This is a genomic window from Rhizobium sp. PEPV16 (assembly GCF_008919455.1).
Lineage (GTDB): Bacteria > Pseudomonadota > Alphaproteobacteria > Rhizobiales > Rhizobiaceae > Rhizobium > Rhizobium leguminosarum_Q.
Map to the genome: position 1 here is coordinate 1 of NZ_VSZV01000190.1, position 11,476 is coordinate 11,476.

The window sequence follows — 11,476 nt, forward strand, 5'->3', positions numbered from 1 at the left end:
CCGCCGGGCTTTGCCCTATCTTAGGATCAAACCTGGGAAGGAGGACTTGAAATGATCAAGCGCAAGCTCGGCCAAAGAGGCCCTGACGTATCGGCGATCGGCTTCGGCTGCATGGGGCTGAACTACCATCGTGGGCCGGCGATGGAGCGTGGTGATGCCGTCGCGCTCCTGCGGGCGGCCCACGACCGGGGTGTCACCTTCTTCGACACTGCCGAAGCCTACGGGCCGTTCACCAACGAGGATCTCGTCGGCGAGGCGCTGGCGCCGATCCGTGATGAGGTGGTGATCGCGACGAAATTCGGTTTTAGGGATGGCCGGCCGGAAGTCGGCCTGGATAGCCGGCCGGAACGCATCCGTGTGGTCGTCGAAGAAGCCCTCAAGCGGCTTCGCACCGATCGCATCGATATCTTCTACCAGCATCGGGTCGACCCTGACGTGCCGATCGAAGAGGTGGCCGGCACGGTCAAGGATCTGATCGACGCCGGCAAAGTGCTGCATTTCGGCCTGTCAGAAGCGGGCGTCGAAGCCATCCGCCGCGCCCATGCCGTCCAGCCGGTCACAGTGTTGCAAAGCGAATATTCGCTCTGGTGGCGCAACCCGGAAAAGGAAATCCTGCCCGTCGTCGAAGAACTCGGCATCGGCTTCGTGCCCTATAGCCCGCTCGGCCGCGGATTTTTGGCCGGCAAGATGGACGAGAACACCAGTTTCGAAGGCGGCAACGACCACCGCAAGACCAATCCGCGCCTCTCGGCCGAAAACCGCAAAGCGAACCAGCCGGTGGTCGATGCGATCGAAGCGATTGCCGCCCGCAGAAATGCGACCGCAGCCCAGATCGCCATCGCCTGGCTGATGGCGCGCAAGCCCTGGATCGTCCCCATTCCCGGCACCACCAAGCTGCACCGGCTGGAAGAAAACATCGCCGCCGCCGACATCGCCTTCACATCGGCAGAACTGGCCGAGATCGACGCGGTCTTCTCAGGCATCGAGATCCACGGCGACCGCTACTCGGAAACATCGGCAGCCCGCGTCACGCGCTGAGCCGAGGACCAATGCCCGTTAGCCCGTCTGCCGCTGACGGTAAATCCGAATGCGGGGGATCGAGCAATTCGGGCGGCGGCATCATTCCTTGAGGTCTACGGGCGGCGTTTGACTTCGACGGCGGTGTCACCGCCTTCGAGACCCGCAACACCGCCCGTGAGGTTCGGGCGGTTGCATCATCGTGTGGCATCCGCCTCCAGCGCGGATTATCAAGGTTAGTCCTGGCCCTGCAGGCGATCCATGACCTGCAGCAGCAGATCGGCGCAGGCCTTCATCGGTTCGTCCTCGGCGCATTTGAGATCAATCCGGGTGTTCCGGTCCTCAATGCGGAATGGGCTGCTTTGGACGGCGGCGGCGGGCGATGACCGCGGAAACCACGGAAGCCCATGTCGCCTCTCCGACCATGCCAGCGGTAATCGGGGCGATCTCCCGGCCTTGCATCCGGCTCGCCCATCATTCGCTCGTCGTCATCAGAGGCAGACGGGTTCGGTGGCGGAGGCGGCGGTGACGCCGGATCGCCCACCACGGGCGGCGTCCCGGCGGATGGCGGAGCGGGCGGCTGTTGGGCGAAGGCGGTGCCGGCAAGTGCTGCAAGGGCAAGGCCTGATAAAAGAAGTCTTTGCATGGGGATCGTTCCTTTCGGAGTATGGGGCACGTCTATAAACACCGCGCTGAGGCTTTGGTTCACCCCGTTACGGCTTGTGGACGAAATCGGCGCGCCAGGGGCCATGCACTCGGTCAGCTTTCACCAAATGTGTCGGCAGGCGGCTGAAGACAGCTTTACGCCACCTGACAGGAACCATCGGCACCGAGACTTCGTTTTGCAGCGAAACAACTGCCGGGTGGAAATCATGTACATCGTTCTGGGTGCAGCGGGAAATGTCGGTTCCCGTGTCATCGAAGCGCTGAGGCCCGCGGGCGAGAAGATATTAGCGCTCGTCCACAGTGAGCAGAAGGCGAGCGCGGTCGACGGTGGCAATGTCGAGGCCGTGGTGCTTGATGTCTTGGATAGCGCGGCACTGAGGGCTCTCTTTCAGAGAGGCCGACGCGCCTTTCTCCTCAACCCGCCGGCACATCCCGGCACCGATACGAACGCCGAAGAGCTGAAGACTGCACGAAGCATTGCCGCAGCGCTGAAGGATTCGGACCTTGAAAAACTCGTGGTGCAATCGACCTATGGCGCCAGGCAAGGCGATGGCATCGGCGATCTATCGGTGCTGTATGAATTCGAGCGCCTGGCTGAGGCAAGCGGCATTCCGGCGGCGATCAACCGGGCGGCTTACTATTATACCAATTTCGATATGCTGCTGGAGCCGGCGCGCAAGGGTCTGATCACCACCGCCTTCCCCGAAGACTTCATCTTGCCGATGGTCTCTCCCACTGATCTCGGCAAGGCGGCGGCCGCGCGTCTGTCGGGCCCAGTCAGCGATGTCGGCATCGAGTATGTGGAGGGACCCCAGCGATACAGTTTCGCCGATGTTGTCGCAGCCTTCTCTGCCGTCGTAGGAAGGTCCGTGAGCCTGGCTACGACGCCGCGCGACCGGCTGGAAGAAAGCTTTCGCAAGCTCGGCTTCTCGCCTGCCGCCGCCCGCTCCTACACGCGCATGACCGAGGCGACGCTCGACGGCCCCGAATTGCCGCGCGAGCCCAATCGCGGAGAGATCACCCTCGAAGACCACATCGCCGCGCTTCGGTGAGCGGCGATCGCGGACGCATTCCTGTCGAGAACGATAGTAACATGTGAAAAGGTTCGCTCCCGCCGAGACGTCTTTCGCCTCGCCTCCGCCTTGTTGCTCGCGTATCCTGACGCCCGATTCGCCGTCCGCAAACGAGGGTGGGCATGAACGAAGCATCAAAGGAGAGCGCGATGTCGGACGCCAAGGGCGGCATTTCTGGACTACGGCCGCATATTACAGTCATCGGCGTCGGCGGCGGTGGTGGCAATGCGATCAACAATATGATTGCGGAAAAGCTGGCGGGCGTCGAATTCGTCGCCGCAAACACGGATGCTCAGGTGCTAGCCACCTCCAAGGCGACGCGCCGCATCCAGCTTGGCGCCAATGTGACGGAGGGTCTCGGCGCCGGTTCGCTGCCGGAGGTCGGCCATGCGGCGGCCGAAGAGTCGCTCGATGAGATCATGGATCACCTAGCCGGCTCGCACATGTGCTTCGTCACCGCCGGCATGGGCGGCGGAACCGGCACGGGTGCTGCACCTGTCATCGCCCGCGCTGCGCGTGCCGCCGGCATCCTGACGGTCGGCGTCGTCACCAAGCCCTTTACCTTCGAAGGCAACCGCCGGATGCGGATGGCGGAAATCGGCATCGAGGCGCTTCGCCAGGCGGCCGATACGGTCATCGTCATTCCCAATCAGAACCTCTTCCGCATCGCCGATGCGAAAACCACTTTCGCCGATGCCTTCATGACGGCCGACCGTGTGCTCTATGCGGGCGTCGGCTGCATTACCGACCTGATCGTCAAGGAAGGCCTGATCAACCTCGATTTCGCCGACGTGAAGTCGGTCATGGCAGGCATGGGCCGCGCCATGATGGGCACTGGCGAAGCCTCCGGTGAAAGCCGCGCGATGAAGGCGGCGGAAGCGGCGATTGCCAACCCGCTTCTCGACGATATCTCGATGCGCGGCGCCAGGGGTGTGCTGATCTCGATCTCCGGCGGTTCGGATATGACGCTGTTCGAAGTGGACGAGGCGGCAAGCCGCATTCGTGACGAAGTGCAGGAAGACGCCGATATCGTCGTCGGCGCGATCTTCGACCGCAGCCTCGACGGCAAGTTCCGCGTCTCGGTCGTGGCAACCGGCCTTGAAGGCAGCCCGCTGCCCGCATCCGCGCCTCACGCCGCCGAGCAGGTTCAGACGCGCACGCTGCAGTAAGCGCAGCGGCGCGACATATCCGAGCACGGCAGCATGCCGCGTCTTTTCAGACGCGCGGCGCTGTCGTGCTTCAATGTCCTGCGCTCCGGGGAAATCGCCGCGATCACCGGTCGTTGATTCGCGATCACCTGTCGTTGATCGTGGGAAGGTGCGTTTCGACCTCTACGCGGCGCTTGTCATCCAGCGGCTCAATGTGCTTCTGCCAGAAGGCCTCGGCCTCCGGCGTGTCATCATCCCAGTGGCGGATCTTGACGATATTGTCATCGATCTTGGCCAGCCGTTTGCCACCGAGCCGCAGGTATTCCTCCGCCAGTTGTTTCGATCGGGTCGTTTGCATGTCGTGTTCCTCCATAGGCGAACCGAAAGGCCGATCGTCTTTACCGGGTTGGCCGGCAATCGGCATCCCCGTTATCGGCGCTTCCGCGCCTTCCAGTTAAACAGTACGGCGGGATCATGGTTCCAGATCATCGGACGAAACCGGTCCACGCGGCCGGCTGAAGGCGTCGGCCGCCATCCATGTTCCGCACGGCCCGCCACTCTTGCTGCCGGGACAGCCGGAGACGCCTCGTCCTCGCATCGTGCTTTCCGAAATCGATTCCGATTTTCGGGCCGATGCGCTAGAACAGGATGATTTTAGGCCGGGTCGGCCTAAAATCTGAATCCTGTTCTACATTATATAGTTAGAGCATGATGTCGTCCGAAAACCGCTCACACTTTTCGGCATCATGCTCTAGACGAACAGGACGTCCGAGATATTGTGCACCACGGAGATTTCGTCGATCCCGGTGTTGGTGAGGTAGAGCTTATCCGCCGCTGAGTCATAGACCACGTTGGTGATCAAGTCGTCTCCCGCTATGGCGATGTTGACGTCGACCGTTGTCTTGACCCCGGTTTCGAAGTCGAATGCCGTGCCGATATGCTCGCTGCTGGAGGAATCGCCGAAGAAGAACCTGCCGTCGACGGCAAAGCCGTAGCCGAGCGAGCCTGCGGCGAAGTTCTTGGATTCGATCGGGTTCAGCGTGTCGGGATCGATTTTAGAGACCTGCCAGGTGGCATCATCGATGCGGCCGACGACGTAGATGCCGGTCGAATCCTGCATCGTATTGACGGCCGTGAATCCACCCCAGTCGAACGTACCCGCCCCATTCTCGCCGATGAGGCCGGGGATCGGGTCGCCCCGCTGATCGGACGATCCGTCTGCGGCATCCCACTTTGCGAGATAGGTCTGATCGGGGAAAGGGTCCTCCTCGCCTCTCGCCTCGTTGGTTCGACCGATGATCTCGCCGCCGCGGACCGAAAAATAGGTTCCGCCGATGTCATATTCGCCCTTGTCATAGTCGCCGAGAGAGATGGCGCCGCTGGCGTTGTCGGCTTCAAATGCCGCGGCGTTGTCGTAAATGCTCACCATGGGACCATCTGGGAAACCATGGCCGGAGCTGACGTAATACTTGCCGGTTAGGGGATCGATCGCGACCCCCTGGAGTTCGTAATGGTCCAGGAAGGGGCGCACTACATCCGCCTGGGCCTCGACATGATGGGTGTTCAACGACTTCCCGTCCGTCACGCCGTCGACGGTCAGGGTGATCACGCCGGCATCCGCGTGACCAGCGCCGTCAGAGACCTTGTAATATTGGAGTTTCTCCGTGACATGCTCGCCATCATCGAGGCCCGCCTTCACGGCCGGATCGAGATCGTAGGTGAAGCTTCCATCGCCTGCGAAATGGAAGGTGCCGAATTCACCCGCCACGTCGGTCGTCTGCCCCTGACCGGCAGGAATGCTGGTGCCCTCGACCGAGCGCAGGAAGAGCGTGCCCGCCTCTCCCGGGTGATCATTGGCAAGCACGTTGCGGGCCATCTCGCTTCCTTCGCGGAAGGAAAAGACGTCGTCGACGGCGACCGGCGGGCTGGTGACCCCGTGAATGTCGAGCGTGAAATGGCCGACATCCGTGTTGCCGGCGCCGTCGGAGATCTTGTAGCCGATCGTCTCCGTCAGCGTGATCCCGTCAACGAAGCCCGCCTTGGCGGCCTCGTTCAGCGTATAGGTATAAGAGCCGTCGGCTTTGACGTGGAACGTGCCGTATTCACCCTCGATATCGGTGACCTGCCCGTCCTTCTTGGCAAGCACCCTCTCGCCGTCGAAGAAGTTGAGAAACGTGTTGCCGGAGCCCCCGGCCAGATCATTATCCAGCAGATTGCCCGAGATCACCTCATTCTCGGAAGCGCTGCTGACATCATCGACCGCCACAGGTTTTGCAAGCACTGTCATGGATATCTCCTTCAAGATCCATTCGCCTTCTATCGGGAGAAAAGCAGCTGAGACCGGGACGGTCAACGAATTTTCTAGCAGGAGTAGTATTTTAGCTTTTTACAGCTTTGTCATGCTTGGAGGTTTCGCCGCAGGCGGATGCCGCCGACGCCGACAGCACCATCAAGACCGAAGCGGCGACAAGACCGCAGCACGATATGAATGCATTGAAATCCCCCATCCGCGCGACTCGAATCTTGCGTACGTCGATGCACAGCATGACGGCAGATTTGTCCGGGTTGAGGCGATGACCGCTTATCATCGATCGACCAATTGCCCTCGCCTCAGCCCACCAACCCCTTGATCTTCGCCGCATCCTCTGCCGTCGCCGGGTTATACACCACCATGCTGAGATCCGGCCGGCCATCCACCTGGAAGGCGGAATATTCGAAAGCGAGTGGGCCGAGGATGGGGTGTTTGATGTGCTTGGCGCCCTCGCCGTGGGTGCGCACGTCGTTGTCGCGCCACATCGCCAGGAATTCCGGGCTCTTGCGGCAGAGTTCGTCGACGAGAGGCTCGACCTCGGCTGCGGCCCCGGCGCGAGCCGCGTCCACGCGGAAGGCGGCGACGACGAAGCGAGCGACACTTTCCCAGTCGTATTGGGCGGCGCGCACGCGCGGATCGAGGAAGATGAAGCGCAGCACGTTGCGCTCCTCAGGCGGCAGCGCGCCGTAGTCGGTCAGAAGCACGGTTGCCGCCCGGTTCCAGGCGACGACGTCCCAAATCGCGGTACGGATCAGCGCCGGGCTCGGGTCAAGCGCATCGAGCACGCTCTGCAGCCGGGGCGTCACGCCCTCTTGCCTATGGTAGCGCACCTCGGGCGGCCGGCCGAGGCCGATGAGGAAGAGATGCTCGCGCTCGACATCCGTCAGCATCAGCGCGCGAGAGATCCGGTCGAGCACGTCGGCAGACGGCGCCCCGCCGCGCCCCTGCTCCAGCCAGGTGTACCAAGTCGGGCTGATATTGGCGCGGCTCGCCACCTCCTCGCGGCGAAGCCCGGGCGTGCGGCGGCGCTCAGCCGCAAAGCCGAGGGCGGCGGGATCGAGCCTGGTGCGGCGGTCCTTGAGATAGGCGCCCAGCCGATTGTCCGAGGTGGTGAATGCGCTCATCCTGTTAGCTCTTATACCATGATAAGATCACTACTTTACCATGATATCAGCCCGTCCGATATCTGTCGCCTCAAATCAGGAGACATCGACATGCGCGTATTCGTCACTGGAGCGACCGGATGGGTCGGCTCGGCCGTCGTCAATGAATTGATCGCCGGCGGCCACCACGTGCTTGGTCTTGCCCGCTCGGACAAGGGAGCGGCCGAACTGGCGGCATCAGGCGCAGAAGTCCAGCGCGGCACGCTCGACGACCTGGAGGGCTTGCAACGCGGCGCGACCGGGGCGGACGGCGTCATCCACACGGCCTTCAACCATGATTTCTCGAAATTCGCCGAAAACTGCGCCGCCGACCGGCGCGCCATCGAAGCGCTCGGCGAAGCGCTGCGCGGTTCCAGCCGTCCGTTGCTGGTGACGGCAGGCCTCGGCCACGCGCCGGGCCGCATCGGCACCGAGAAGGACCCGCCGATGCCTTCGACCGAAACCTATCCCCGTGCCTCCGAAATCACCGCAGTATCGCTTGTCGCCCGCGGCGTGCGCGCCTCCACCGTCCGACTCCCGCCCTCGGTGCATGGCCACGGCGACCACGGTTTCGTCCCGATCCTGGTCGATTTGGCCAGACGCAAGGGCGTCTCGGCCTATATCGGCGAAGGGCAGAACCGCTGGCCGGCCGTGCATCGGCTCGATGCCGCCCGCGTCTATCGGCTGGCGATCGAACGCGGCGCCGTCGGCGGCCCGTTCCTGGCAGTCGCGGAAGAGGGAGTTCCCTTCAGGCAGATCGCCGAGGTCATCGGCCGGCGGCTCGATGTGCCCGCCGTCTCACTCTCGAAGGAAGAAGCGGCCGAGCATTTCGGCTGGTTCGCGATGTTCGCCGGCTTCGACGTACCCACTTCGAGCGCGCGCACCCGCGCGCTGCTCGGCTGGCAGCCGGATCAGCCCGACCTTCTCGCCGATATCGACCACCCGGCTTATTTCGGTGGGTAGCATCGGCCTCGATTGCTGGCCGCTTCAGAGTGCCCTTGAAAAGCCTTTGAGTGGACGTCTACTCGCGCAACAGACATTTCTGAAGCGATGGCATTATAACGACCCGGCTTCCTAGCGCGAGCGGCCCTCATTCATATCGGCCGGGTCATAGTTGATGTCCCAATCCTTCTGAGGCTTCTTCTTACCGGGCGGGTTCTTGTTCACCGTGGCATCCTCGGAGCCGGTGATGACGGTCGGCTTGGCGCTGGCGACGCCGCTGCTCTTCCGGTCGGCCCGTGACTTGGCGAACTGGCCTGCCGCGTCTTTCTCGGGGTTGGCCATGTCAATCGCCCTTCTGCTTAAGCGCGTCGCCGAGATCTCTGGTCTCGGGGTCGCGATTGTTTTCGCCATGCGCGTCGCGGTCGCGATCCGGATCGTCCTTGGCCTTCATGTAGCCACGAGGTTTATTTCCTTTCGGGCCTTCCCAGCGGGGTGACTGGTCGGTCGTGCCGGGGGCGCCGTCTTTCGGTGTCGTCATGCCCATCGTTGTTCCTCCTTGGTTGGAACAAGGAAAACCGAAAAGATCATCAACTGTTCCCGCGGCAACACTTTCGCGTAAAGCGGCTTACCGTATCGAGGCGAGCGTTGCGCAGCAGAAAGCAAGCAAGGTGACTGCGGCATTGACCGCGTGCGAATATTCCCATTGGGCGCGAAGACTTTCCCAATTTTCCGGCTGCACGGTCCAGTTCTCCGTCGCCGCGTTCGCCGGCTGGGTGAAAACCATGAAGATGATGAGGTTGAGCGCGATCAGCGCCGCTGCCGCGACCGACAGCATCACGGCGGTTCCGTCGGCTCTGAGTGCCACGGCATTGCCGATATTCGCCAGAAGCGCCAGCGGCAAGAGGAGACCGACGATCCACCATCCGGCATAGGCCTGTTGCGCAATGAAATAGTCCGCCTTCGCCATCCCGATCTTGTTTAGGAGCGCGAAGGCGTGCGCTGCAGGTGCTGCGAGCGCCAGGCCCCTTATGATGACGGCAAGGAATCTCATGGCGGATAAACCGGCCGCGAGGCGATGGGTTCCTGCAGAAAATATGGAACAGTGTCCTCCGCCATCGGTTGATCAGAGGTCCACCTCAAACATGGAGCCGAAAATGAGCAAGACCAACGTTCGTCAACTTCAGAAACGCGCCGAACGGCAGGTGAAGAATACCAGCGCCGGCGGACATCTCGGCGGCACCTATTTCGGGCAGCAACCGGACGGAAAAACCGCCTCGTCGACCACCAACGACAGCGCCAAAGCGCGGCCGAATGACGGAAGCAACTGAGTTGTTTCCGCCGCTGTTAGCGCCAAAAGATAGCGTACCGGATGGCATGGCGGTTCAAGGTCGTCACCGGCGAGATCGGGGGCAAAGCCGTCATAGCCTTGCCACCCCCAGAGCTGCAAAAGCCAGGGCTATTCCGGAAGCCAGCGCCCTCGCCTGGTTCCAGACCTGCCATCGCGGCGAATAGTCCCGCCAGATATCCCGCGCCGCCGCGATGTCGCCAGGAACGGCAATCGCGGCCAGTGCCTCGTTCATCGGCACGTTGACCGTGAATGTGAGCATCAGCCCGAAAACCAGGTAGATGGCCGCCGCCGCGCAGAACCAGAAAGCCGCCGCTCCGCGGCCGCTGAAATGCGCGGCTGCGGCAGTCAGCCCGAGAACGACGGGCGTCAGGAAGAAGGCCGGGAAAAATACCGCGTTGCGGACCGACGCATTCATCGCCTGCATTGCAGCGATCGCCACCCGCGGATCGGCCCGATCAAGTCCCCACATCGTCGAACAGACCCAGGCATAGAAGAAGCCGAAGATCGCGCCTGAGAAGACGACCGATGTTACCGACAGTCCCAGAACCGTGCTGCGCATCGACTTTCTCCAAAACCGTATTGTCTTGTACGCATTTACATAGACGTATAAGATTGTACGGTTATCGTCAAGACGATGCGAGTGGCCGGAATGCGGGAAGACACGAAAACCAGGCGTCAAGCCGAGATCGAGACGGCGGCCTACGAGCTTCTGAAGGAGAGAGGCTATCGCAGCACATCGATGCTCGATATCGCCAAGGCGGCGAAAGCCTCAAATGAAACACTCTATCGCTGGTACGGCGACAAGAATGGCCTCTTCAAGACGATGGTCGAAAGCAATGCCAGAGCGACAAAAGCGGCGCTCAATACGGCGATAGTGGACGATGTGGATCCCCTGGAAACGCTCGGGCGCGTCGCGCCGATCCTGCTTTCGATGCTGCTCGGCGACAAGGCGACCTCCCTGAACCGCGCCGCCGCCGCCGACGAAAGCGGCGAACTGGGAGCGACGATCGCCGCCGCCGGCCGCGATGGCGTCCTTCCGCTGATCGAGAAGCTGATCGGCCGCGGCCTTGAAACGACAGCGCTGGCGGCGCCATCCGCAGGTGTGGCGGCCGAATGGTTCCTGAGCTTGCTGGTCGGCGATCTGCAGATCAGGCGGGTGAACCGCACGCTGCCAGAACCGTCGGACGAGAATATCCGTGCGCGCGCCGCCGCCGCCATGAGCGCATTCGGAAAGCTCTGCGGCGCATAGAGCAATCCGAGTAAAGTGCTGTCACCACCCCGCCCGCGTGATCGATGCAGCCGCTATTGATCGGCGACGCCTCCGCTCTAGCTTCTGCTCGCGGCCGAGCGGCCGCGGGATACGATCTTTGGGCGAAGGCGGAGGGGCGACGTGACATCCTATTCGATTGACGATGCGATCCGGGAACTTGCCCCGGCTCTCGGCAAGGCGCCGGCAGGCGCGGTCAGCGGCGATTGGACTGCCACCACGATGCAGGCGGGGCACTCCTCCCGGACGGGCGGCTACCTCGATGCCGAGGGAAAGCATGTCCCGGAGGACTCCAGGCATCCGCTCGACATCATCGCGAATGTCGTCGAAAAGCTCGATGCCTCAGGGGGGCCACGCTTCAACAAGGTGGTGATCCGCTGGAAGAAGCCGAAATTTCCCTTCATGCAGGCAAAGATCACGCTCGAAACCAGTTATGACCAAACGATCGTGCCGCGCGGCCCCGACGACCCGATCTACGAGACCGCTGCCGCTGCGCGGCGCGCCTTCTGGCAGAGCCGCGGCACACTGCAGGAGGACTTCGCCGTCGAGCGCGGAACGGCCA

Annotated in this window: 13 protein-coding genes and 2 pseudogenes; 7 read left to right on the forward strand and 8 right to left on the reverse strand. The window is 62.4% G+C overall.

What is annotated here, in order from left to right:
• The first annotated feature begins 51 nt into the window (after positions 1–51).
• The gene (locus FY112_RS04940) at positions 52–1,038 is read left to right on the forward strand and encodes an aldo/keto reductase (protein WP_151517861.1); all 987 of its coding nucleotides are present in this window, start codon (positions 52–54) and stop codon (positions 1,036–1,038) included.
• 215 nt (positions 1,039–1,253) lie between these two features.
• Here FY112_RS04940 and FY112_RS37425 read toward each other — a convergent pair.
• Positions 1,254–1,663: pseudogene (locus FY112_RS37425) on the reverse strand (hypothetical protein).
• A gap of 226 nt (positions 1,664–1,889) precedes the next feature.
• On the opposite strand from FY112_RS37425, the gene FY112_RS04950 reads away from it, so the two are divergent.
• Both FY112_RS04950 and ftsZ read left to right on the forward strand, forming a co-directional pair.
• Positions 1,890–2,735, forward strand: a complete 846-nt coding sequence (locus tag FY112_RS04950) for an NmrA family NAD(P)-binding protein (RefSeq protein ID WP_131644752.1) — start codon at positions 1,890–1,892, stop codon at positions 2,733–2,735.
• A 170-nt stretch (positions 2,736–2,905) separates the two neighbouring features.
• Positions 2,906–3,925 carry a cell division protein FtsZ gene (ftsZ, locus tag FY112_RS04955; protein ID WP_151517868.1) on the forward strand — a complete coding sequence of 340 codons (1,020 nt, stop codon included), beginning with the start codon at positions 2,906–2,908 and terminating at the stop codon, positions 3,923–3,925.
• Between the two features lie 124 nt (positions 3,926–4,049).
• Here ftsZ and FY112_RS04960 read toward each other — a convergent pair whose 3' ends face one another.
• The 3 genes from FY112_RS04960 to FY112_RS04970 all read right to left on the reverse strand — a co-directional run bounded on the left by FY112_RS04960 (position 4,050) and on the right by FY112_RS04970 (position 7,339).
• Positions 4,050–4,328: a hypothetical protein gene (locus tag FY112_RS04960; protein WP_151517862.1), complete on the reverse strand. Its 279-nt coding sequence runs from the start codon at positions 4,326–4,328 to the stop codon at positions 4,050–4,052.
• Between the two features lie 327 nt (positions 4,329–4,655).
• A complete protein-coding gene (locus FY112_RS04965; protein ID WP_151517863.1) occupies positions 4,656–6,191 on the reverse strand; it encodes an Ig-like domain-containing protein in 1,536 nt (511 codons plus the stop codon).
• A 323-nt stretch (positions 6,192–6,514) separates the two neighbouring features.
• Positions 6,515–7,339, reverse strand: coding sequence for a helix-turn-helix transcriptional regulator (locus FY112_RS04970; protein WP_151517864.1), 825 nt, complete (start codon positions 7,337–7,339; stop codon positions 6,515–6,517).
• Positions 7,340–7,429: 90 nt separating this feature from the next.
• Between FY112_RS04970 and FY112_RS04975 the strand changes: the two genes are divergently transcribed.
• Complete coding sequence (locus tag FY112_RS04975; RefSeq protein WP_151517865.1) at positions 7,430–8,320, forward strand: SDR family oxidoreductase; 891 nt, start codon at positions 7,430–7,432, stop codon at positions 8,318–8,320.
• 111 nt (positions 8,321–8,431) lie between these two features.
• On the opposite strand, the gene FY112_RS04980 is transcribed toward FY112_RS04975, so the two are convergent.
• The 3 genes from FY112_RS04980 to FY112_RS04990 form a co-directional block, all read right to left on the reverse strand.
• Positions 8,432–8,641 carry a hypothetical protein gene (locus tag FY112_RS04980; RefSeq protein ID WP_017961056.1) on the reverse strand — a complete coding sequence of 70 codons (210 nt, stop codon included), beginning with the start codon at positions 8,639–8,641 and terminating at the stop codon, positions 8,432–8,434.
• Position 8,642: 1 nt separating this feature from the next.
• The gene (locus tag FY112_RS04985; RefSeq protein WP_017961057.1) at positions 8,643–8,843 is read right to left on the reverse strand and encodes a hypothetical protein; all 201 of its coding nucleotides are present in this window, start codon (positions 8,841–8,843) and stop codon (positions 8,643–8,645) included.
• Between the two features lie 81 nt (positions 8,844–8,924).
• Complete coding sequence (locus FY112_RS04990) at positions 8,925–9,350, reverse strand: hypothetical protein (RefSeq protein ID WP_151517866.1); 426 nt, start codon at positions 9,348–9,350, stop codon at positions 8,925–8,927.
• 103 nt (positions 9,351–9,453) lie between these two features.
• Between FY112_RS04990 and FY112_RS36610 the strand changes: the two genes are divergently transcribed.
• On the forward strand, positions 9,454–9,627 hold the full coding sequence (locus FY112_RS36610; protein ID WP_020486005.1) for a hypothetical protein: 174 nt from the start codon (positions 9,454–9,456) through the stop codon (positions 9,625–9,627).
• Between the two features lie 90 nt (positions 9,628–9,717).
• Here the strand turns inward: FY112_RS36610 and FY112_RS04995 are convergent, their stop codons facing one another.
• The gene (locus FY112_RS04995; RefSeq protein WP_017961059.1) at positions 9,718–10,206 is read right to left on the reverse strand and encodes an anthrone oxygenase family protein; all 489 of its coding nucleotides are present in this window, start codon (positions 10,204–10,206) and stop codon (positions 9,718–9,720) included.
• A 90-nt stretch (positions 10,207–10,296) separates the two neighbouring features.
• On the opposite strand from FY112_RS04995, the gene FY112_RS05000 reads away from it, so the two are divergent.
• Both FY112_RS05000 and FY112_RS05005 read left to right on the forward strand, forming a co-directional pair.
• Positions 10,297–10,896, forward strand: coding sequence for a TetR/AcrR family transcriptional regulator (locus FY112_RS05000; RefSeq protein ID WP_151517867.1), 600 nt, complete (start codon positions 10,297–10,299; stop codon positions 10,894–10,896).
• A 141-nt stretch (positions 10,897–11,037) separates the two neighbouring features.
• Positions 11,038–11,476 (forward strand): annotated as a pseudogene (locus tag FY112_RS05005) (hypothetical protein); the annotation flags it as partial.

Coding starts and splice junctions, on each gene's coding strand:
- FY112_RS04995 (WP_017961059.1), bottom strand. CDS start 10,206: ATGCGCAGCACGGTTCTGGGACTGTCGGTAACATCGGTCGTCTTCTCA.
- FY112_RS05000 (WP_151517867.1), top strand. CDS start 10,297: ATGCGGGAAGACACGAAAACCAGGCGTCAAGCCGAGATCGAGACGGCG.
- FY112_RS04975 (WP_151517865.1), top strand. CDS start 7,430: ATGCGCGTATTCGTCACTGGAGCGACCGGATGGGTCGGCTCGGCCGTC.
- FY112_RS04985 (WP_017961057.1), bottom strand. CDS start 8,843: ATGGGCATGACGACACCGAAAGACGGCGCCCCCGGCACGACCGACCAG.
- FY112_RS04960 (WP_151517862.1), bottom strand. CDS start 4,328: ATGCCGATTGCCGGCCAACCCGGTAAAGACGATCGGCCTTTCGGTTCG.
- FY112_RS04970 (WP_151517864.1), bottom strand. CDS start 7,339: ATGAGCGCATTCACCACCTCGGACAATCGGCTGGGCGCCTATCTCAAG.
- FY112_RS04980 (WP_017961056.1), bottom strand. CDS start 8,641: ATGGCCAACCCCGAGAAAGACGCGGCAGGCCAGTTCGCCAAGTCACGG.
- FY112_RS36610 (WP_020486005.1), top strand. CDS start 9,454: ATGAGCAAGACCAACGTTCGTCAACTTCAGAAACGCGCCGAACGGCAG.
- FY112_RS04950 (WP_131644752.1), top strand. CDS start 1,890: ATGTACATCGTTCTGGGTGCAGCGGGAAATGTCGGTTCCCGTGTCATC.
- FY112_RS04940 (WP_151517861.1), top strand. CDS start 52: ATGATCAAGCGCAAGCTCGGCCAAAGAGGCCCTGACGTATCGGCGATC.
- FY112_RS04965 (WP_151517863.1), bottom strand. CDS start 6,191: ATGACAGTGCTTGCAAAACCTGTGGCGGTCGATGATGTCAGCAGCGCT.
- FY112_RS04990 (WP_151517866.1), bottom strand. CDS start 9,350: ATGAGATTCCTTGCCGTCATCATAAGGGGCCTGGCGCTCGCAGCACCT.
- ftsZ (WP_151517868.1), top strand. CDS start 2,906: ATGTCGGACGCCAAGGGCGGCATTTCTGGACTACGGCCGCATATTACA.